The sequence below is a fragment of the Aliiroseovarius sp. genome (assembly GCF_965228805.1).
Classification (GTDB): Bacteria; Pseudomonadota; Alphaproteobacteria; order Rhodobacterales; family Rhodobacteraceae; genus JASBTN01.
The window spans coordinates 1,348,135-1,370,253 of the sequence record NZ_CBDDIE010000003.1 but is presented as its reverse complement, the minus strand read 5'-3'; the positions used below and the strand labels follow the sequence as shown (position 1 = coordinate 1,370,253).

Annotated in this window: 11 protein-coding genes and 3 pseudogenes; 7 read left to right on the top strand and 7 right to left on the bottom strand. The window is 52.5% G+C overall.

Features of this window, described 5'->3' with window-relative positions:
- Nucleotides 1-53 precede the first annotated feature (53 nt).
- Nucleotides 54-1,396 (top strand): IS3 family transposase gene (locus tag ACO07D_RS07960; protein ID WP_421702417.1). Its coding sequence is split into 2 segments (ribosomal slippage): nt 54-381 and nt 381-1,396, totalling 1,344 coding nucleotides; the frame shifts between segments, so codons are not numbered across the junction.
- Nucleotides 1,397-2,145: 749 nt separating this feature from the next.
- Here ACO07D_RS07960 and ACO07D_RS07955 read toward each other — a convergent pair.
- From ACO07D_RS07955 to ACO07D_RS07940, 4 genes and pseudogenes are all read right to left on the bottom strand, one after another.
- Nucleotides 2,146-2,382 (bottom strand): annotated as a pseudogene (locus ACO07D_RS07955) (IS3 family transposase); the annotation flags it as partial.
- A 64-nt stretch (nt 2,383-2,446) separates the two neighbouring features.
- Nucleotides 2,447-2,758, bottom strand: coding sequence for a hypothetical protein (locus tag ACO07D_RS07950; RefSeq protein WP_421702416.1), 312 nt, complete (start codon nt 2,756-2,758; stop codon nt 2,447-2,449).
- Between the two features lie 513 nt (nt 2,759-3,271).
- Complete coding sequence (locus ACO07D_RS07945; RefSeq protein WP_421702415.1) at nt 3,272-7,873, bottom strand: non-ribosomal peptide synthetase; 4,602 nt, start codon at nt 7,871-7,873, stop codon at nt 3,272-3,274.
- 78 nt (nt 7,874-7,951) lie between these two features.
- Nucleotides 7,952-8,074: pseudogene (locus ACO07D_RS07940) on the bottom strand (IS3 family transposase); the annotation flags it as partial.
- 202 nt (nt 8,075-8,276) lie between these two features.
- Between ACO07D_RS07940 and ACO07D_RS07935 the strand changes: the two are divergent.
- The 3 genes from ACO07D_RS07935 (at nt 8,277) to ACO07D_RS07925 (ending at nt 11,770) form a co-directional block, all read left to right on the top strand.
- Complete coding sequence (locus ACO07D_RS07935; RefSeq protein ID WP_421702414.1) at nt 8,277-9,533, top strand: hypothetical protein; 1,257 nt, start codon at nt 8,277-8,279, stop codon at nt 9,531-9,533.
- A 456-nt stretch (nt 9,534-9,989) separates the two neighbouring features.
- Nucleotides 9,990-10,910 (top strand): class I SAM-dependent methyltransferase, encoded by a 921-nt coding sequence (locus tag ACO07D_RS07930; RefSeq protein ID WP_421702413.1) that lies wholly within the window; start codon nt 9,990-9,992, stop codon nt 10,908-10,910.
- Complete coding sequence (locus ACO07D_RS07925; RefSeq protein ID WP_421702412.1) at nt 10,910-11,770, top strand: sulfotransferase family 2 domain-containing protein; 861 nt, start codon at nt 10,910-10,912, stop codon at nt 11,768-11,770. The genes ACO07D_RS07930 and ACO07D_RS07925 overlap by 1 nt, the downstream gene beginning before the upstream one ends.
- 138 nt (nt 11,771-11,908) lie before the next feature.
- Here the strand turns inward: ACO07D_RS07925 and ACO07D_RS07920 are convergent, their stop codons facing one another.
- From ACO07D_RS07920 to ACO07D_RS07910, 3 genes and pseudogenes are all read right to left on the bottom strand, one after another.
- Complete coding sequence (locus ACO07D_RS07920) at nt 11,909-12,943, bottom strand: IS481 family transposase (RefSeq protein WP_421705010.1); 1,035 nt, start codon at nt 12,941-12,943, stop codon at nt 11,909-11,911.
- A gap of 136 nt (nt 12,944-13,079) precedes the next feature.
- A pseudogene (locus ACO07D_RS07915) lies at nt 13,080-13,870 on the bottom strand (integrase core domain-containing protein).
- 208 nt (nt 13,871-14,078) lie between these two features.
- Nucleotides 14,079-16,583, bottom strand: coding sequence for a M10 family metallopeptidase (locus tag ACO07D_RS07910; protein ID WP_421702411.1), 2,505 nt, complete (start codon nt 16,581-16,583; stop codon nt 14,079-14,081).
- Between the two features lie 520 nt (nt 16,584-17,103).
- Between ACO07D_RS07910 and ACO07D_RS07905 the strand changes: the two genes are divergently transcribed.
- From ACO07D_RS07905 to ACO07D_RS07895, 3 genes are all read left to right on the top strand, one after another.
- Complete coding sequence (locus ACO07D_RS07905) at nt 17,104-18,135, top strand: hypothetical protein (RefSeq protein ID WP_421702410.1); 1,032 nt, start codon at nt 17,104-17,106, stop codon at nt 18,133-18,135.
- Between the two features lie 81 nt (nt 18,136-18,216).
- Nucleotides 18,217-20,493 (top strand): hypothetical protein, encoded by a 2,277-nt coding sequence (locus ACO07D_RS07900; RefSeq protein ID WP_421702409.1) that lies wholly within the window; start codon nt 18,217-18,219, stop codon nt 20,491-20,493.
- Nucleotides 20,494-21,105: 612 nt separating this feature from the next.
- Nucleotides 21,106-21,345 (top strand): hypothetical protein, encoded by a 240-nt coding sequence (locus tag ACO07D_RS07895; RefSeq protein WP_421702408.1) that lies wholly within the window; start codon nt 21,106-21,108, stop codon nt 21,343-21,345.
- Nucleotides 21,346-22,119: the final 774 nt, after the last annotated feature.

Below are 22,119 nucleotides of genomic sequence, written 5' to 3'. Positions count from 1 at the left end.
GCGATTTGATAAGAGAGAGTTTCTGGCTCATCGTAACCACCGAGGAGTGGAAGATGAGAAAGACAAGTAAGAGCCCTGGCGAGAAGATCGTCAAAGATATCAAACGGGCAACGCGCATACAGTATTCCGCAGAAGAGAAGATCCGCATCGTGCTGGACGGCCTGCGTGGTGAGGATAGCATCGCCGAACTGTGCCGCCGTGAGGGCATCTCTCAAGGCATATACTACAAGTGGTCGAAGGACTTCATGGAGGCCGGGAAGCGCCGACTGGCTGGTGATACGGCCCGTGCGGCCACAACCGATGAAGTCAAGAACTTGCGCCGCGAGGCACGTGATCTGAAAGAGGTCGTGGCGGAGCAAACGTTGGAATTGCGCCTTCTCAAAAAAAGCATGATCGACGATGGGGGCGACCAAGAATGAGATATGCCGCATCTGAGAAGCTGGAGATCATCAGGCTGGTTGAGGGATCGCATCTTTCGGCCCGCCAAACGCTAGCCAAACTTGGTATCCCGCGCACCACGTTCTATCGCTGGTATGATCGATACCTGCAGCGTGGCGAGGCAGGGCTGCAAGACCAATCCCCCAAGCCAAAGCATGTCTGGAACCGTATCCCTGATGAGGTTCGGCGCAAAGTTGTGAAGCTGGCGCTGAAGGAGACCGAACTGTCGCCACGAGAGCTGGCGGTGACCTTCACGGACAAAGAAAGCTACTTTGTATCAGAGGCTTCGGCGTATCGGATCCTGAAAGCACACGACCTGATCACCAGCCCCGCCTTCATCGTGCTCAAAGCCGCAAACGAATTCAAAGACAAGACGACGGCCATAAACCAGCTTTGGCAGACCGACTTTACCTATCTCAAAGTCCTTGGCTGGGGCTGGTTCTATCTCAGCACGATCTTGGACGATTACAGCCGCTACATCATCTCCTGGAAGCTTTGCACGACCATGAGGGCAGAGGATGTGACTGAGACACTGGACTTGGCGTTGCAGGCATCAGGTTGCGATCAGGTTCATGTCGTTCATAAGCCACGTCTTCTCAGCGACAACGGCTCAAGTTACGTCTCTACTGATCTGGCTGAATGGTTGCAAAACAAAGGCATGAAGCACACGCGTGGCGCACCGTATCATCCCCAAACGCAGGGCAAAATTGAGCGTTGGCATCAAACCCTCAAGAACCGGATACTGCTGGAAAACTACTTCCTGCCCGGCGATCTTGAAGCCCAGATCGAAGCCTTTGTCCACCACTACAACCACCAACGCTATCACGAGAGCCTGGGCAACGTCACACCCGCAGATGTCTACTTCGGGCGTGGCACAGCCATTCTGGAACAAAGGGAAAGGATCAAACAAAAGACGCTTGAAACGCGACGCTTGCATCACAGTAAACGCGCAGCATAATCACACCAACCAGATGAGCCGAACTCTCTCTTAGTTCAGGACGCCATTGGACCCAAAAACTCTGACGACGGACACTTCAGGTATTAGGTGTTTGTTTGCGATGAACTCGCCTCCCCTTCCGCAAGCGAGCAGTGAGTAGGCTCAAAGAGAGAGGCTCACATGCGGGGGAAGAGTGTTACTTGCCCTTTGGATCCCATCCGAATTCTTGTACATGGCCATTAGGGCATATCACGAAATGATCGAGAGACCTGCTTAGGTCCCAGGTCTCAAAGGACTGGGGGCTTTGGGCCTGGATTAAGCTTCCACAAAAATAGCAGGTGACTTGGCGCTCCTGGATGTTTGAAAGGTGCTTTTTTGCACGTTTTTCAGAGCGGCTGGTCAACATATTTGTTAGTTTGTTCAATGGGTCAACTCTCTCTGCGATCGCGTCACTACGATTTGATAGATTGATTCGCTTAATAATGTCGATAATCGAGGCTTCTGAAGGGCGACCAGGGACTTAATTTGAGCTACTCCCCAATGTTTGGACAGTTTTCCGGCTGAATTAATCTACTCTTTGCTCCTGCTGACCGGTTTGGATTTCGCCGTCTATTAGCCAATAGACCACGGCTAGTGGCTTGCCGCCAAGGGCGGAATGTGGGCGTTAGCGGTTGTAGTGAGCAGCGTCATCTGACCGGTCCAAGTTGATTGTTAGTGCATGATCGGCCTGGATTCCGTTGCGATGATGGTTTCGGGTGCCGACGGGCGGTATCGATCACGTCTGTCGAGTTCAGCTTGCGCTTTGCCTTAGTCGCCAGACATTCGCGGCTGTACTCATCCAGGATATTCAGCGTCCGGAAGACCTTGCCATCATCTGTCCTGCAGTGAACGAAATCATAGGACCAGACGTGGTTGCGATGCTTCGGCCGGAGCCGGATGCATGATCCGTCATTCAGCCAGAGCCGCCCTTTCTTTGGTTGCTTCCGTGGAACCCTAAGCCCCTCTCTCATTCACCAGATGACCCTCGTTGCGCAGATGCCAGGTCATTTGCTGAACGCCAAAGAACGGTGTCTAAAGGAATTGTTCATCAATTTGGCGCATCAGCATCAGGTTCATCGCCGTCTCGCCCTTGGGCTGGTAGTAAAATGACAACCGTGAGATCGACAGCAGCTGGCACTGTTTGCCGATTGACAGGTGGGTGTTGGCGGGCTCAATCACCTTGCGCCTCACTTGCCGTTCCACGGCTTGAGCTTTCGTAACAAAAAAATCGTTGGCCACAGCCAGCTCCCCGATCTTGGCGTGCAACTTCTTGACCTGCTCCTTGTCAATCTCAGGGGCCTTCATGCCACCGCGTTCGAACACGCCGGACGCGCCTTCCAGCAACGCCTTCTTTCAGCTGTGGATCATTGTCGGGTGAACCCTAAACCGGCTGGCCAACTCAGTCACCGTCTACTCACCCTTCAGTGCTTCCAGCGCTACCTTCGCCTTGAACTCAGGCGCATGTTGCTTCCGTTTCGACATCTCTGATCTCCTTCTCGTCGAAGATCAGCAGACAACAAATCGTAGCTTACGTCAGTGTCCGATTTTCGGGAGGCAGCTCATTTTTGGTCGGGAGGCATTACTAAGGCGAACAACAGTTTTTGGCTAAACAAACTGATGCACCCTGTGATGAGAGTGCGAGGATTTCTGCAGAGCAAGTCTCCGATCACAAAGTTGAAAGTCCCCCAGAGTTGTTACCACCTGTATCCACAAAAAAGGGCGGGTCTATCTAGGGTCCCACGATAGGGGCTGATGCCCGTTCCAATAGGCTTCTTTTCAAGAAAACTTAACCTGGTTTTTCCTTGCCGAACCCAAGTCTCGCGCAAAGTAATCGATCTACGAAAAAACCTGGCTGGATCACCCGCTGTATAGTCGATGAAGAATGGTCCTGTACCACCGCAGAAAAACTAGGAGTACATACTCATAACCAGGTCTTCTCCGTCCTGAATGCAAACCTTTCTTGCAGGCCTCACGACTGGTTTTGGCCCCATGAGTGATTTCCTCGTCAGCTTCCTGCATCATGCGAGGAAATCGGGTTCGATTGGCATGAAGCAGTTTTCTCGCGGCCTCAATTTCACCATGCTTGGCTAAGAACTGTGAACACCAGAGAATATGCCCTGGGCCTACGTTGCTTCCCGACAAGGCCCTAGACATATGCTGCGCGGCTGGCGTAGCCCCCTGGTTAAATGCCATGATAACAGAGCGCGCTATGGCAGCTTCGGTCTTATGTCGTCTAGAGTTCTCCAGTTTGCGCAAGACCCGCCTAGCTTGAACCTTCCGTCCATTTTGCATGAGCTGCGTGACCAAAGGGACAGCACCACTCATATCAGGTCCTGATTTCTCGTAGACTTGCCAAAGCAATCCCATCCATTGGTCACCTGACTTTCTGCGCAGAGCGTTTAAAACTGCAGGAGATCGTGTGGACGGGGCAAATACCTTCCGCAACTCTTCTAGGCGCGCTTCGTCTCTGCTACTTAGCGCGAGTTGGATAAGGCCCAAAGACATCCACTCGGGTGCTTCATTTTGCGCTTTGAAAGCGTCATCCAACAATTTGCTTGCGTCACCCAATCTCCCCTCACGTGACAGGGATTTTAAGCGATTGAGGAGCCAAGTCTCTTCCTCGTTATGCTGGGCTGGCAGAATGTGCGTTGGCGGCATGGTTCCCTCGAGAATCCGGTCCAGACACTTGGCAAGCTGCTGCGCCATGGGCGGTTTTGGTAGCAGTGCGTGGTAGGTATCAAACCCATACTCAAAGACCTCCTCTTTGGTGAGGCGTGCCCAACTTGCACCAATGTTCTGAGGAAAAAAAGGAAACCGGCGCTCCGCTGTTATCAGGTGCATGGGCACCTCGATTGGCGTGGCCGGATATAGGCGAAACCAGTCATCAAACAACCCGTCTTGTCGATCGCTGGCTGTGTGTCCTGGCGCAACCCAACCATTGGGACAACCACCATCAATATTGATAAACTGCGTCACTGAAACCCCATGCGCTTGCGCTTGGCCAGCCAAGTAGGCCCCTAAGGCGCCACCGAAGGAGTAACCGCAAATGGCAATCGGCTTGTCCCCTACATAGGTTCGAATATCTTGCAGAAATTTGTCCAAGAGGCCAGAGACCCAATCAACCTTCGGCGCCGCGGTTTCGCTGAGGTTAAAGGCCATGGCCAAGACTGTGTTTGGTGTCCTCATATGCGATACGATGTCCACAGCCCAGGCACTGGCACCGTTGGCGGTGGGCATCAGAACCAGAGGAGGTAAAGCTGGGTCGCCTTGTTTCAGTACACGCAGATGCCGGAGATCTCCCCGGCTTGACTGAGGGCAATTGGCCACGAGGATGCGAAGCTTTTCCAAGGTTGGATCATCCGAGATTTCTGAAAAGTCGATCTCGATTTCGAGTTGCTCTTCGACTTCCAGCAACATGCGCACCAAGGATAGTGACGTACCACCAAGCGCGTAAAAATCCACATTCTCAGGAATCTTGCTCCGATTGAGGACATTCTGCCAGATCGCAGTCAACTGGTCCTGGCTGGTGAGCGTTGAGGGTTCTGCGTCTGCATCTGCCCTCCGCAATTCAACCAAGGCTCGCACATCGGTCTTACCGTTCTTTGTAAGCGGTATGGAAGAAGATTGAATATAGCGGGTAGGGCGGTGTGATCGTGGCAGTCGGGTCGTCAGGAAAGCGCGTAATGCGTATTCGTCCAGCTTTGCATTCCGAGCAGCTTCTACAAAGGCCAAGATTCCAACCGCGTAATCCTGCCCCGGTGCGAAGTCTGGGATGACGCCGACGCGTCCAATGGTAGGAAACTCCATGATTGCGGCCTCAACCTCACTAGGTTCAATCCGGTGACCATGCAACTTGAACTGGGAATCCCGCCTACCAAGGAACTCGATTTCCCGATCGCAGTTCCACCGGGTTCGATCTCCGGTGCGATAAAGCGTTACTGATCCCTCCAACGGCAGGTACAGGCTCTTTGCATCTTTAATAATGAAACGCTCGGCGGACAGCTCAGGCTGATTTTCGTAGCCGCTGGCCAACCCTGCGCCACCAACCAGAAGCTCACCGGCAAACCCGTCGGGAACCGGGGTTAAGTAACGAGATAACACCAGCGCAATGTTGTTTGGCAGCGGACGCCCAATCGGCACCGAGGCCCCGGAATCTTCGGGGTGAACATGGTAGGTCGTTGTAAATCCGGTATTCTCTGTCGGGCCATAGCCATTGGATAGCACCAGATGGCTGTTCCTTTCTAGGGCGCGACGACAATGTGAGGGCGAGGCGGCTTCCCCGCCGATGGCCAGGTATCGTAGTTTAGCCAACAAGCCAGGATTGGTATCGACCATTGTATTGAACAGGCTGGTCGTCATGAAACTGGCGGTCGGCGCAAGCGCTTGGAACTCAGCGGCAAGCCCGCCTTCGGCCAACACTGGCTTTTCACAGAGCACTAATGTTGCTCCTTTTAGCCAGGCTCCCCAAAGCTCGATGAAACTGCCATCGAAACCGGGAGAAGCAAGCTGGATCAAGCGATCGCCCGGTCCGACTGGCAGGTGTGCCCCGCCAAGCGCCAAGCGTATAAGAGCTTGGTGCGAGATTGGGATGCTTTTTGGTGTGCCAGTGGTGCCTGAAGTGAACATGACAAACGCAACACGACGGGGATCTTTGTTTTTGCGGATCGGCGGAGTGACGGGGAGTACGTCTTGCTCGCTCATCGAGGGCGGGGTGAGGAACGTGACCGCTCCGCTTGTTTCGACGCGATGTCCCGCCTTAGGGCTGATCACCCATTGGCAGCGTGCTTCTTGCAGCATGGAACTGAGCCGAGCCTCAGTAAGCTCGATATCCATCGGTATCACCACAAGGCCCGCTTTCAATGCCGCGATCCAGACCTTAAACACCAAAGACCCACGCGGGGCTAACACACCTATTCGGTCGCCTTCGACAAGGCCTTTAGCGTGCAGCCAATGCGCCAAGGCATTGGTCTCTTCCTCAAGGGCAAGATAGCTCTGTTGCTTGACTGGGGTTTCTAGAGCAATGCTCATCGGATGTGACCGCGCGATCGCAGTGAAACAGTCGATCGCATCGCCTTCAGGCAAGGGGCTTAGATTAACGGAACGCTCTGCTTGGGTAAGGGCCTCAGCGCGTGAGGTCAGGGCAATATCAGCCAGATCCATAAATGGGGTTCTTATGACTTGTGTCACAATGCGAACAAAACAATTGAGAAGGCGGTCCAACTGCTGTCTGTTGAAGTATCGGCGTTGTCCCTGAAGCAGGATGCGGACACCTTCCGAGCTGGGTACAAGATCTAAATGCAGGTTGATTGCGGTTACACCTTTCGGGGTGCCTCGATCCTTCACGGTTATCCCGCAATCCGGGAGGGTAAACTCGGGCGCATTATAGTATCCGATGGTTGCACGGCCCAGATTGATTTGTTCATCAGGTGAGGCCTGCGCCGATTGAACTGACGTGCTACAAGCACGCAACAAATCAGAGAAGCTCTTGAGGCCGGAGAGGGACACGCCTAACTGCAGGTCCCGGATGAGTGCGCCAATGCATTGCTGACTAAGGCTCGTGGTGCGATCTGCAACCGAAGAAGACACTCCGAGCTCGAGTTGATCACAATACAGGCTCAGGAGCAGGTGGTAGGAGGCGAGGAAAAAGGTGAACGGTGTACAGTTGTTTACTCGGGCAGCCTGTTTCAGAACATTAAAGTCAGCGGTGACCAAGTTAGTTTCTACGCATTCGAACTCCACCGCTTGCTGTTCGAGCAAGTCGGTGTTGGAAGTAGGCCAGTCGATCTCCGGCCAGATGGTTTCTGTCAAGACTTCAGCGGCGGCGCGATGTTGTGCGAGATAGGATCGAAAGCTGCTCAGATGGGGCAGATCGGGCTCTGTTCCGTTTGTTTCGCTCTGGTAGAAAGTGAAGAGGTCGCGCAACAGAATGCGCCAAGACCAATCATCGCAGATGAGATGGTGCATTGTGACCGCCAAAACATGGTGGTCCTTTGCGATGCGGAATAGACGTGCGGTCCAGAGCCGGTTTGCGCCAATAGGTAGGCTGGTCAGCGCCGCTTGTTCGATCTGCGCATTTACCGACACCAGACGTGCTTCCGTGTCTCGACCATCGATGATCTCGCAGGGTAGCGTGCAATCAAGCCTGTCGGCAAAGAACGCAGCGTAGTGACCCTTGTCACGAGTGATCGACATACGCATTGCGTCGTGTCGCTGCACCAATCGACCAAAGGCACGTTGTAATGCAATGGGGTCAAGCAGCCCATGAAGGTCCCAGGCATGCGAGACATTTGCAACCGCAATGTTCGGGTGCAGATCCTGTGAGGCCAGCAAAGTGTGCTGTGCTAGGGTGAGTGGAAACTCCCCCTCCGTTTCGGCTTCCAAAGGTGTGGAATGACCCTGGCGAAGCGTATCCAAAAGCATTCTGCCGCGAGTTGGTTTGTTTCTGGATACGGTTGTCATTTTTGGGGGGACTTCTCAGATGTGGGCGAATTCGTTTCGATTTGCATAGGATCACACTGGAGCCTATGTCCAGAAGTTTCCCAGAGCTGCTTCCTTCGGGATGAGATTGTCCAGGGTCAGGTCTGACACGGCCTTACGCAGCCGCTCGTTTCCCATCTTGAGCCGTTTGAGCTCTATCAGTTGGTCGGTTCCCATCCCACCTAGGTTGCCGATTTGCCATAAGTTCCGGCAGACCATTTTGAGACGGGGGCACCATTTGGTTGGGTGAAGTGGTCCCACATTTTCGGACAGGTTTGCAGTCTTCTCACGGGGTGCGACTGCCTAGCCAATACTGCTGGCGCCACTATGCGTTTTAGTGTTTCTTGCCGATCACAGAAAGCCAAATCAGCCCAAGAGCGCCCCAATGCAAAGAACAGCCGTGCTACACATCGGAATGCACAAAACGGGTTCAACATCAGTTCAGAACGCCTTGCGCGGCTATGATGACGGAAGTGTCTTCTATGCGACTTTCGAGGAACCCAATCACTCTATTCCGATTTTCACGGCTTTCCGAACGAACTTTGAAGACTACCACGTTTGGAAGTCGCAGGGGCTTTCAAGGGCGGAAATCTCAAAAAAAAGAGATGTTTACCGTCAAAACCTGTCAAGGATGCTTCAGCGTCGCGACCGAGATCGGATAGTGATTAGCGGTGAAGACATTGGAAACCTGACAATCCCGGAGAAGCACGCGCTTCTGGAGTTTTTCGATCGGCATGGCTGGACGGTGAACGTAGTTTGCTACGTTCGAGAGCCCACCCACTACGCTGCCTCAGTGTTCCAGGAGGGGGTGAAGCATCGTGATCGCTCTATCCCTAATCTTTATCGCCCTCACTATAAAAGCCGGCTCTCAGGTTTTCTTTCAGAACTACCCAAACATGCGGTATGCGTTCGACCTTTTGAGCTAAGCCAGCTAAAAGACGGCGATGTTGTGTCAGACTTTTGCGCACGTGCAGGGATATATGGAGCCGTCGCGAAGGAACTGCGAAGCAACCAGAGCATGTCGTTCAATGCAGCGCGTTTGCTATTTAACTTTAATAGGTCAGGCGTACTAACCACGGGAGACGCGAGCGTAACCCAAGCGTTTAAGAAGTTCCAATGGCAAGTGGTGCGGTCCTATGCAGGGCAGGGAAGGGCGCGTCCCGGGCTGTTCCAGGATTTTGCCGACTATTCCGAAGTCGATTGGCTTCGCAGTGAATTCGGGATCAAATTTGAGAGCATGGCGCAAGATCACCAGGAAATTGGCCTTCTTGAGAAGCTTAGTGACCTATCCGATATCGATCTCGCGGGCCTTAACCAGGCTCTTGAGAACTCAGGGCTGCGGCCTCAAAACTACCCTGACGCAGTTCAAAAAATGCAGCGGATCTATTTTGACTACCTTAGTAAGGAGCCGCGAAATGGCGGAGAGCAAACCAAACTGCAACGCGTGGAGGAAGAGCAAAATGTCGCTGTTAAAGATGTGCAAGCCAGGAAGTCACGTGTTGCTTTCTGGATCGACTATTTAGACTTCTGTGTTCACCGCCTTCTCAGCAGAGTCAGTTTTTTTGGTGAAAGGTTTCAGAACCATTTTCTCGCAGCGGCTGAGCGAAAGCATCGTTCCTGCTACGATTCGAGACTATCCTGAAGACCAACAATCCTGACTAGCTACGCTGACAAAAATACAAAAAAATCATAACTGCGGAGGGCCTGGAGGCAACAGGTACAGCGAAGTCCCTATTCTAGCTTCAATGAGCGTGCCAATGCGAGAGCTATGTTGAAGGGCTTGAATTGGCGATAGTGATGTCGACCACCTGAACTCTACAACCTAGGAGGTGCGCGGTTTTTGGAAAGAGGACCAACTTCAAGAGAAATCTGCAGCGTAGTTGCCGCTGTTCAAACTGTTCAAACAAAGGCGTGAACCACCGACTAAGATCAAGCGCTGGCGTAGGGAGCGCATGAAATTGATATCCGCTACGCTCTCAAATTGTGTAAGCCAGCGTCTGATCTTCTGCGAAAAAAGGTCCAAAAAAAATGGGAGCTAGACGCGGTTGCGTGGATTTATCCACTTCAGTACTGATCGCAAGCAAAGCGTCGAGCAGAAATGAGCTTCGACGAAAACTGTAAAGGATGTCAGATGCAAGAAATGGTACCGAACGAAAGGTTCAATCAACGGCTACGAGAGATCAAGGGATTAATCAGCGCCGGTTTTTTCTCGGAAGACGACATCGTTGGCAAGAACGTACTAGACTGGGAGTGTGGAGACGGTGCATTTGCATTAGCATTTCGCGAACTCGGGGCAAAAAGTGTGGTCGGAATAGACAGTTGGGTGAACTTTTCTGAGGAATACGTTCACCAAGCTAAGAAGCGCGGTGTAACTTTAGCAACAAAATCAATCTCCGACATTGGCGATGAAGAATTTGATTTGGTTTTCTGCAACACGGTAACTGAGCATATTCAGTCACTTCATGAAAGCATCTCTGCAGTTTCCTCGGTTTTAGGTCTGGGGGGAGTTTTTTTTACGAACCACGACAATTACTACCACCCTGCCGGTTCGCACGACCACGGCTTTGTCAAAGTCAAAGGCAAGGGAGATGTGGTTTTTTTGGCAGAAGATTGCTGGGATCAAGAAGAGAAATGTGCGGCGTCAAATGAACATAGGGTGCGTCTTTCAAAAAATCGACCTTTTCAGTGGGGTGAAAGATTTGAACGAATGCTGAACCCAGTTGATTGTACCAAATGCCCCTACTTTATTCGGGCGCAACCATGGGCACACATTGCCTATCAAAAGGACTTCAGCCGGGTTTTTCCTAAGACAATGAGAATTGGCGGATCCTTAAACAAGCTGACACCATTCCAGCTAAGGCAGATACTATCTGAGTGCGGGCTTCGTATTGAGCGGGAGGCGAGAACCGAAGTTTCGCTCGCCCCATCTGCAACTATCCTTCAAGCTGATCCTTCACTTAGTGAAGCACTGCTTCGAACCTGGATGGTCAAACTGTCTTCAAGAAAGGTTAAGGTGTAATGAGCCGGACCTATATAGGCCTTCACATTCCGAAGTGCGCGGGAACAAGTCTCCTCCGAATGGCAAAAGAGAATCTTCCAGTTCATCAGTTCTACCAGAACACTAGCATCATAATGAATTGGAGGGATCGTAGGCCTGAGTTCTTGGATATACAGGATTACGAGAGCTTGAAATTGGTTTGGGGGCATAGCGTTCATGAACAGATGCTGCACTACCTTACAAACCCTGTCCTATTTACAGGGATGCGGGATCCGGTCGAAAGGCTGGTCAGCGAGGCGCAGTATCAAGTGGACCTTAGGCAGCGCCAAGGAATCCCATTCGACATGCAAGCTTGGCTCGGGCGACAAAAGAACCCCATGACGTGGTTTATCATCAACCGATTTCCAATGCTCGCGGATAGAAAAAACAACTCGCTCACGCCATTTGAACGTGCGCAGAAAGCTCTGCAAGCGTTTAGTCACGTCTACTTCACAGACAGCTTTGCTGCGAGCGCGAATTCCCTACTCAGTGAGCTTGGAGTATCCTGCGGGGTAAAAGAGGCCAATAAAGGGGCTAGGAAGGACATCAAGGTTGATGTTAATCTCTCCAATCTTAAGTACGATATTGCACTTTACGAGTGGGCTAGAAGTGAGTTCTCTGACAGTGACCCTTGCGCTAAGACAGGCGACAATGATTATCTGAGTGGGTTTCTTGCAAGCAGCCGACAGACGCAAGAATTAGAGAGTTTCTTGTTTAACTCAATGGCCGGAGAGTACCAGGCGTGGGGCACTCTTGAAGAGGTGCTTGGTGATCGGTTGACACAGGCAATGCGAATACTGCGGGAGGTTGACGTTTATGGGAAAAGGCTAGCAGAAAAATAGGGCTTTGGGTAAAATCGGTTGCCATTATGGTCAGTTGGCAGGTGAGAAAATCTCATTGTGCTGGGTGGCCTAGTTTGTAGTGGTTCAGATGTGATCTGACAGTTGGCCGTTTTTCCGGCGGCGTCTGTCAGGCCAAGTTCAGTTCACGAACTTTTCCTTCCAGATCTGCTTGCCTTCAATCATGGTCTGGAACGGCGTTCTGCCGCAACACATTTTGCCCTGATGAGTGCGTTGGTGGTTGTAGTTATGCAGCCATTCGTCGAGGTCCGTTTGCAGCGCACCGATGCTGTCGTAGAGCTTTTTGCGGAACGCGACCTGATAGAACTCCTGCAAAATGGTCTTGTGGAACCGCTCGCAGATGCCGTTGGTCTGGGGCGATTTCACCTTGGTCTTGGTGTGGTCGATGTCATTGATGGCCAGGAAGAGCTGGTAGTCGTGCTTGTCGGCCCGGCCGCAGTATTCCGTGCCCCGGTCCGTCATGATCCGCAGCACCGGCAGGTCGTGTTCATCGTGGAATGGCAGGACGCGATCATTCAGCAGATCAGCGGCAGTGATCGGGGTTTTGGTCGTATAGAGCTTGGCATGGGCGACCTTGCAATAGGTGTCGACATAGGTCTGCTGGTAGACCCGCCCGACGCCCTTCAGCGTGCCGACATAGAACGTATCCTGTGACCCCAGATAACCGGGGTGAGCAGTCTCGATCTCGCCGCAGGCTTCGTCGTCCAGTTTCTTCTTTTCTAAGGCCTGCACCTGAGCCTCGGTCAGGATGCCCCCTTCTTCGGCAACCTTGGCTTCCAGGGCTTTCAGGCGAGCCTTGAAGTTCGCCAGATCATGTCGCAGCCAGATCGACCGGACGCCGGATGGCGAGACAAAGATGCCCAGTTTGCGCAGCTCGTTGGAGGTGCGGGCTTGGCCATAGGCCGGGAAATCGGTGGCGGATTTGATGACCGCCTGTTCGGTCGCCTCGTCAACCCGATTGGCCAAGTTAGGCTTGCGCCGGGTGCGCTCAAACAGGGCTTCGACACCTCCGTCCTCGACTGCTGATTTATAGCGGTAGAACGTGTCACGGCTGTAGCCCATCACCTGGCAGGCTTTGCTGACGTTGCCCAGTTCCTCGGCCAGTTTCAGCAGACCGGTTTTGTGTTTGATGATCTTATCAGTAGAGTTCAGCATTGTGGTTGCCTCGTTTTGCGGTTGGGTTTGCACCACCATCAAAACGATCAACCATCATCTCCTTCAAGAGATGCGCCGCCCCCAGTTCAGCGTGCTGAGAAGGGGGCGGTGTCAGATCACATCGAGACTAATTCACCTAGTTTGACTGGGCCGATCTTTTCCGCATGATTGGCCGCTGGTTCAACAGAAACCTAGCTTTTGGTGGCGGAGAGCGGTAGTCCAATGCGCTGTGTGGTCTTTTCGTGTTGTAGTGCCTCCTCCATTGTTCGATTAGGATTTGTGCCTCTCGCAGACTGAAAAAGATCTCGCCGTTGAGCAGCTTGTCGCGGCAGCGGGCGTTGAAGCTCTCGCAGTAGCCATTCTCCAAAGGCGATCCCGGCTCGATGTAGGTTGTCCTTGTCCCGACAGCCGCAATCCAGTCCCTGACAGCCTGCATCTCGCAGTAGGACGGCAACACGAGGATAGCCGTAGCCACCATACTCCCTAGCCAGTTCGATCATGTCGGCCACAAGCCGCTCTTCATCTTCTCGACCGCGTGGCTGATATCGTTGTGTTGATCGATGCTGCCCCAACACCCGACAGATCCGGCGTTCCGACACCTTCATCTCGCTGCGGATCAGGTCGTTGCAGGCTCGCCGACGGGCGGGGCTCAGAAGTTTCCCCGAGCTGCTTCCTTCAGGATGAGTTTGTCCAGGGTCTGGTCCGACACAGCTCGTCTCAGCCGATCGTTCTCCTTCTGCAGTCGCTTTAATTCCTTCAACTGATCCACGCCCCTCCCACCGTGTTGCTTGCGCCTGCGGTAATAGGTCTGTTCAAAAACGCCAATCTGTCCGATCGCATCCAGACGGGGCATGTCTTGTCCCATCAGACTTCAACCTACCGTGACTTCGACACAATCTCTTCGGGCTTCGGTCGCTTGTTTGCCATTCTCGGTCCTCCGTTTCCTAAACATAGCGGTGGACCAGTTCAGATGTGGAGACTCACCAGGTTCGCAGCTTAGGGCGACCGGCACTCAATGGGATATATAGTGTGTACACAGTTGAAACTGCAAAAACGACAAGTCCCGCGCGGCGTGTTTTTCTTAGTTTGCGTTTGAGGGCGCACATGAGTAGAAAAAATGCGTTTCCTAGATGTGTCACATTGAAGTTGATGACAGTTGCCCCTCCAATGTGCCTAGATCATCGAAGTCTCGTAGCGTCAGAGTGTTTCCGTTCCCAAAATCGAAAACGATATCATTCCCCACAATAGTTGCATACGCTAAGAGTTCCGCTCCTGATTTCTCTCCGCCTCCCCAGAGTGAATCATCAACCAGGACTAGGTCGTTTTCGGCAACGCTGAAGTCGACTACGATATCAGCACCTTTTGTGAAGACGAAGGTGTCTGCACCGGTCCCACCAGAATAAGTGTCGTTTCCGCTGTCGTCCATAAATACGTCGTTCCCAGCCCCCCCTTCCAGGGTGTCATTGCCCCAGGCACCGTTCAAGACGTTGTCGCCGTCGTTCCCTTGAATGGTGTTATCCAAACTGTTGCCGGTACCATCAATATTATTTGCTCCGGTGAGGGTGAGGGTCTCAATATGTTGGCTATGATTTCGCAGCGAGAAGGAAATCGTTGAGTTTACGTGATCCGTACCCTCTCCGCTTGTCTCGACGACCCGGTCACCCGCACTATCAACGTAGTAAGTATCGTTGCCTTCTCCACCGATCATCTGGTCGGCGCCGCTGTCGTCCATAAATACATCGTTCCCAGCCCCCCCTTCCAGGGTGTCATTGCCCCAGGCACCGTTCAGGACGTTGTCGCCGTCGTTCCCTTGAATGGTGTTATCCAAACTGTTGCCGGTACCATCAATATTATTTGCTCCGGTGAGGGTGAGGGTCTCAATATGTTGGCTATGATTTCGCAGCGAGAAGGAAATCGTTGAGTTTACGTGATCCGTACCCTCTCCGCTTGTCTCGACGACCCGGTCACCCGCACTATCAACGTAGTAAGTATCGTTGCCTTCTCCACCGATCATCTGGTCGGCGCCGCTGTCGTCCATAAATACGTCGTTCCCAGCCCCCCCTTCCAGGGTGTCATTGCCCCAGGCACCGTTCAAGACGTTGTCGCCGTCGTTCCCTTGAATGGTGTTATCCAAACCGTTGCCGGTACCATCAATATTATTTGCTCCGGTGAGGGTGAGGGTCTCAATATGTTGGCTATGATTTCGCAGCGAGAAGGAAATCGTTGAGTTTACGTGATCCGTACCCTCTCCGCTTGTCTCGACGACCCGGTCACCCGCACTATCAACGTAGTAAGTATCGTTGCCTTCTCCACCGATCATCTGGTCGGCGCCGCTGTCGTCCATAAATACATCGTTCCCAGCCCCCCCTTCCAGGGTGTCATTGCCCCAGGCACCGTTCAGGACGTTGTCGCCGTCGTTCCCTTGAATGGTGTTATCCAAACTGTTGCCGGTACCATCAATATTATTTGCTCCGGTGAGGGTGAGGGTCTCAATATGTTGGCTATGATTTCGCAGCGAGAAGGAAATCGTTGAGTTTACGTGATCCGTACCCTCTCCGCTTGTCTCGACGACCCGGTCACCCGCACTATCAACGTAGTAAGTATCGTTGCCTTCTCCACCGATCATCTGGTCGGCGCCGCTGCCACCGGACAGCTCGTTGTTCAGGTCATTGCCGGTCAGCGTGTCATTGCCCGACCCGCCGATCACATTCTCGATTTCGACACCCCGGGCAATGAAGAGGTTGCCAATGCCACCCGCCACGTCCGAGGCCTGCTCGGCCACCAGCGTGATATTCTGGTTTGCGCCCGAGAAGCTCATGTCGAGCGTGTCGATCCCGCCATTGTCGTAGATCGTCATGGCAACCGAGTTGGTCGAATCCTTCAGGTCGTCCAGATACCCGCCCGCGTTCGAGTTGTTCCCGTAGGTCGTATCGCCGGTGCGTATCGTGGTCGGCGTGCCATAGATGTCATGCACCGCCAGGATATCGGCGATCATCGGCGTCACGACATAGGAATAACTGCCTGTCACATAGGTGTTTTCCGTCTGGCTGAAGTAGGACATCACGGTCGCTTGCCAGCTGTCATTCAGGTAGTGGTTGGAGCCGGAGCCATCCGTCGCGTAGGTCGCGGTGCCATTGTAGATACCCGCATGTCCCAGGCCCAGCGCGTGGCCGACCTCGTGGATGTAGGTCTGGAAGGAATAGCTGTCGAGCTCATAGTGATCGCCGGAAATCCACCAGGAGGGAATGTTCACCGTCGCCTTGTGGATGGTGCCGCCCGAATAGGAATCCCAGGTGCAATAGGCCCCGGCGCCGTCGTCGTTCACAAAGACGATGTCCGCGCTGGCCGAGGTCGTCTCGACCATGTTGATTCCGGTGACGTTGGCCCAGGCTTCCATCGCCGCGCGGGCGAAGTAGCGTTCTGCCTCGGGCAGGTCGTTCACATTGAAATACAGCGTTCCGCCGACCGATACGTCAAACTTGCCGCCGGAAATTCCCTGCGGCTGCCAGTAACCGGTTCGCAGGAAGTCCGCGATCTGGTCGTGGGTATAGGTCGGCAAAATGGCCCCTTCGCCCAGCGACACACTGCCGCCCAGGGCGTCCGGATTAAAATTCGTATCTGCAACACAAAACTGGCACATGTCTGTTTGTCCTACTCGGTCCTGTTTTGCGGAAGTTTACCCGCGTTTTCGGCAACTCTATGGCGGCACTGTGCAAAGCCTGGAAAGTTTGAAACACCCTTGCCGATCCGCCACAGCGAACCGGAACGCGCGTCCTATGCCTGTCCTATGAACCTAGGTCTTTGCACAGAGAAATGAACAACCCGCCAACAATTGGGGGGACTCTACTCAAACTGGTGAGGGCGGCAAGCCGGATTCGCGGCGCTGATGTCGCATCGGCAGGCAATCGCCACTTGGAAGTGCCGCTGTGGTATCTCATTCTGGTAAGTTGGCTACCCTGTAAGTCAACTAGCGAACCATATCCAGAAAATTGAGCAAGGCTGAGCTTTAGAGATCGAAACCTTTAGCATTTGAGCATTGAGGACATCACCCAATTAACAGTGAGTTTAGGCGCATTCTTGATTGACTTTCTGCAGACCATTCGAAAAAACACCCCGAAAAGGAAGCTGCATACGCGGTGGCAAGTACTCGGAGCTACTGAATGAACCCTTCGTTCAACAACTATGAGATGACTCGCTTATCTCATAATGATGCCACCTTCGACAGAGTGTTGCACATAGCGCATTTCGAGTGGCACGGCATCAGAAATGCAACTGCCTATTGCCCCGGGCAGAAGCTTCTAATTCCGGCCGAACAACCTCTCGAAACTCGTGACGGAGGCCCGGATGAGATCAAAGGTGCCATTTTGAACGAGATTCAGCGGATGGGGATTACCCATGTTGTTGCGCAGGGATACTCTCACAACATGGACCAACTCCTTGTCCACATTCGTGCGGGGCTAGGGCGTGAAGTGCGGATATTTGTGGTTAACCATGTAACTACGAGTCAGTTCGACCACGCGTTTGAAATGGAAATGCTCTCACTGTTGTTTTTGCGCAGGCAGAACCGAACTCTAGATGGGATCGCTTCGGTTAAACCGAACTTTGGTGATGTTTTCCCACAAATCTGGAATGGGTTGATCTTCAATTTTGCACCCAATATTCCGGAAGGCGCATTCTCCACGCGGTCCGAAATCTGCAGCGCCTACTCTCCACTTGATGTTGGTTGGCGAAAGAACATGTACACCAATGTAATGGGTGCCCTGCTGGCCAAGAACGTTGATGAAGTAAGGTGTGCTAATTTCCCTTCGGGTCTAGAGAATGTCACCGGCTTGGAAAAGCTGAGGCTTGTAGGCTATTTGCGAGGCAATAAGCTTTTTGAGAAAATGGCAAACAGCCAGATTGTCCTTTTGGCGACATTTGCCGAATGCCAGCCGATGACACAGTTGGAAGCCTTTGCGGTTGGGACTCCTGCAATGACCAAACACTTGGGGATAAAAGAGTTTGAAAAAGATGAACTCACTCAACTTTGTTCAACACATGCCCTCGATGATCCCGCCTTGCTGGCGCTTGATATTACTAGACTTGTTGACGCAACAAAGGATGAGAGTGCGGCCTCACAAATGATAATCGATCATCTGCACGCCCGACACAAGCTGGCGACTGATCGGTATTGTGAGTTCTTGGGAGTTTGAAGGGTCATCATGCGTAAAAGATCTATCTGTTTTGTAACCAATGAGTTTTACCCGCTAGGGCCAGGCGGGATCGGACGGCTCATGTACAATTTTGCAAAGCACAATGCAGCCTGTGGTTTTCCTGCTGACATTCATTTTCTTGTACCTTCCGAATTGGTTGAGGACCCACTTGACCAATTGAGATTGTCGGAAGCTGTTGAAGGTATCGCGGAAGTCCATGTGGCTCCTTCGCTTGACAGCCAGATCGACAAAGAAAGCCAATTGATAGATCTTGCCGCATCTGAGCCTTGGTCGATTGGGGCGTTGTGGGGAGAGAGCTTCCGGTACTATCGTGAGCTCTTGGCAATTGAGGAACGCCGGGGGAAGCCGTTTGATGTTGTTGAGTTTCCCGACTTCGGTGGCTGGGGAGTAGCTGCAGTTGAAGCAAAGCGTTGCGGAATGGCTTTGCAAGAAACGATGCTGGCTGCGCGGCTGCATTCCACCCAAGGGGTAATTGCTCGAGCAGAGCGGTTTTCAGATCCGAGCCCTTGGGCCGGGGTGTTGATGGACGCGGAAGCACACTTGCTCCGCCATGCCGACATTATCGTCGGGCACACCCAGTCGATCATTGATCACAATTCTGAGCACTATGATCTGGAGGACCGTTGGAGAGGCCGAACTGTACTCGAGTTTCCGCCTATTATCCTGGATACTTCAGTGTTCCCAAAACCAATCTCTCACGGCGCTGCCAACGGAGATCGCACAGACTTTATCTTCTCTTCTCGCCTGCAGCGCTTCAAACGGCCGGATTTGTTTGTTCGAGCTTCAATTCGATTCTTGGAGAGGAACCCTGGGCACAAAGGTGTATTTCGGCTTGTTTCGTATGGCTGGGAGCAGGGCTATATTGCCTGGGTAAAGTCCTTAGTTCCCGAAAGCCTTCGAGAGAAGATAGTTTTTATTGAGGGGGCAGAGCAAACAGAAAGAGACAATTGGCTAGCGCATTCCGTTGTAATCATTCCCTCAGATTACGAGAGCCTTTGCCTGTTTGCGTATGAAGCTTCTTGTATGGGGACATCGGTCATTCTGAACCGGGAATGCTCCGCGTTTGGCCGCGGAGAGAGATGGGTCGAGGGCGAAAACTGCCTCATGTTCGACGGCTCAGTTGAAGGCCTTGTCTTGGAAATGGAACGGTCAACACGTTGGTCGCCAAATTCGAAAGTGTCAGTTCAGCCGGATCAACCTTACTGGATCAACGCAACAAATGCTGTGCTGAAAAAAAATGAAGATACGCCGAGAGTTTGTTTGGTCGGTCTGGGCTACAAATCGGCCTCTGAACTTGAAGAGCACTTTTCAGAGCTTGTAATACTGCTTGCCAATACTGAGCTTCAAAGTGTGCCCGTTAGCAAGTACCTAATGGTTCCGCACCAAATCGCTGAGCATTCAGCGGCTCTATCGGCGAGAGCTGAGAAGGCAGGCTGGGAAGTCATTTCCACATCAGGGGTTGAGGAGTGCCCGACTTCTCTCAGACGGCGACTTGTCGCGATGTCTGGTGACGCAGTTATTATGGCGGGCCCGGGCGTCATCCCCTCGCCTGGGTTCATACGGGTAGCTGCAAATGCGATAGCATTGAATCCAAATCTCTCTGTAGTTGGTGGATTTGCTGAAAATCTTGACTTTGAAACAGGCCAACGCACAGGAGCTTCAGCTTTTGCAGGGGAAATGCCGAGTGTGGCGATGCTGTCAAACCAGGTTGCACCGTTCGCATGTTTGATCACGAAGAGCTTGCTGGAGAAGTATGAGTTTGACAGCAAAGCCATGTGTCAGTGGTTTGAAGTCTTTATTCGTGAATGCGCGATAAATGGTGAAGAAATCGCGATTTTGCCGATACCCTCTGTTCGTGTAAGCCGGATTGAGCAAAGGCATGCTGACTTGGGTTCGAAGCTCTCAGCAGGGATTATCGATAGAGTTGGAATAGAGGCAGGTCTTGCCGGGCGTCTTCTTGCTATCGCCCCTCGGGGAGGCTCAGATGGAACTAACACTGGGCAGAAAGGCCAGCCTTGGACCGGGGACAAGCCATTACAGGATATAGATGAAATGGAGCGGATGATGGCGGTTGCACATGCCAACTTCCTTGCTGCCCGCTTAAGAGGAATACCCTGGAGGCGCAAAGTTGCTCTTCCAACTATGGCTAGCTGGGATGAAATCCTCGTTGCCTATGATCGATTGAAGTCTGAAATCCCTGTTCCGGATAGTTTTAACGAGCGCGAGTATCTTTTCCGGAATAACGATGTTGCAAACGCTGTTACTAATGGTGATTTGCCATCGGGCTTCGAACACTTTGTGCGATATGGGCGTGCAGAAGGTCGTCCCCGACCCTGAAGTAGCTGCGTTAAGCAGAACAGGGACTTAAGTAGCTATGTTTCAGGTTTGCAGAAGGGTAGGACCAGATTGAGTCTGATCAGGCTCTACTAGTTGGTAAATCACCGGGATGGCTTGGCTTGGTCGTCAAGATAAATGGTAGGTGCGACAGTGCAAAGGGTTTGGTTAGTTCGGACACTTGACCATCCCCCCCCTGCCGCAATCAATAGATCACGTAGGAACCATTTCGGTATGTCAGTGGCCGGGATGGGCGAGCGGTTGAAAACTGGCTGAAGCAATGGACAGAGGTACAAAATTTTTGCGTAGAACTCGCGTTGCAATTCGCCCCTGTTTTGAAACGCCATTAGCGCAACGTTGAGAATAGTATCTGGATTAAAGTGCTGCATCGTGAGCATTGCCAATGAGATGTCAGCTGTTTCGAAAGCAGGATGCTGCGCGCGCCTTCTTTAACTGGACACCTGTCCAATCGTACATGCGTAAACGTGCGCGTGGAAGGAGCATTAATAGTGATAACTTGAGATGAAATACGGAGGAATGCGTGTGGAGGCGTTAACGGATTGGTAACCAGTTTGACCAAATAGCCATAACTACTCCCAATTCCTGACTGTTTCGTTGAGCAAGGTCATCTCAATTGACATCGAGCACGAGGAGGCAATTGGGATGCCCAGCGAGCGTAAGCCATCAACTGTGCAGTTCGAGTATTTCGAGCGCGTGTTCGCGCAGCGCAAAAAAGACCGGTTTCCGGAGCTGCGAAACCAAGAGACACCTGGTCGGGCCTATCCGATTTCAGTTTCCGAAAACGTGGTGTCTTTGCTCAGAGCGAGAATCGAACGGGCGTTGAGGCGCAAGTAACTGGCATTCGATTCGGGGAAGGGCTCCCGTATGTGGTTTCAGACTAGCGAGTTACAAGTACCTCGCAGACTGTTGGTGTAGTCGAGTTGTCTCAATGCGCTACATGTCGTGGATGCGGCATACTGCCCTAACGTCAATTGGCGCTCTTTGCACCTCCGTTAGCATATCGTTAACCAAGCTGCGGTCTGGTTCATACTCGTAAGGGGTGTTTCGAAAACTATTAGGAAGCAATGGGATGAAGAAAGATTGGTTCAAACGCGCCCTAGAGTGTGCGGATCAAAGGTCGACTGAAGGCACTGGGAAACGCCGTTGTGACATCGTGGCGGAAACCATTGTTCGTGCGGCCCTGGACGAGGTTGGATACAAGCCGGGAGAGGTTGTAGACATCCGAACCGGCAAGCCAATCACAGACTAGAGGCACGCAGGCGACGCCCGGCCAACACAGGGGGCTTCGTGTTTTGGTGAAAAAGTCTTTAGCCACCGTGATCGAACTATGTCTTCCAACCTTTTTTATAAGATTGGATGGGGTGTTACTAGGATCAGGTATTGAAAGAGCCTCTGCGTCAGGTTGTGCCGTTTTGCAAATGCCGTTTTTGAGAAGACTGGGTTGCTCGACTAAGGGGGCTGCAAAAGCACTTTTAATGCCAGTAGTTGGTTGCCCTTCTTTTTGAACACATGCGCCATCTTCTCCGAGGAACTCGGTCAGTTCACTCCGGTCTGAAGCGCGATGGATTTTCGTTTATATCGATACCCACTCAAATCTCCCCGCGCAGC

Excerpts from the sequence above, each read along its gene's own strand:
- ACO07D_RS07945 (WP_421702415.1), bottom strand. The coding sequence starts at position 7,873 with ATGACAACCGTATCCAGAAACAAACCAACTCGCGGCAGAATGCTTTTG.
- ACO07D_RS07935 (WP_421702414.1), top strand. The coding sequence starts at position 8,277 with ATGCAAAGAACAGCCGTGCTACACATCGGAATGCACAAAACGGGTTCA.
- ACO07D_RS07930 (WP_421702413.1), top strand. The coding sequence starts at position 9,990 with ATGAGCTTCGACGAAAACTGTAAAGGATGTCAGATGCAAGAAATGGTA.
- ACO07D_RS07925 (WP_421702412.1), top strand. The coding sequence starts at position 10,910 with ATGAGCCGGACCTATATAGGCCTTCACATTCCGAAGTGCGCGGGAACA.
- ACO07D_RS07920 (WP_421705010.1), bottom strand. The coding sequence starts at position 12,943 with ATGCTGAACTCTACTGATAAGATCATCAAACACAAAACCGGTCTGCTG.
- ACO07D_RS07910 (WP_421702411.1), bottom strand. The coding sequence starts at position 16,583 with ATGTGCCAGTTTTGTGTTGCAGATACGAATTTTAATCCGGACGCCCTG.
- ACO07D_RS07905 (WP_421702410.1), top strand. The coding sequence starts at position 17,104 with ATGAACCCTTCGTTCAACAACTATGAGATGACTCGCTTATCTCATAAT.
- ACO07D_RS07900 (WP_421702409.1), top strand. The coding sequence starts at position 18,217 with ATGTACAATTTTGCAAAGCACAATGCAGCCTGTGGTTTTCCTGCTGAC.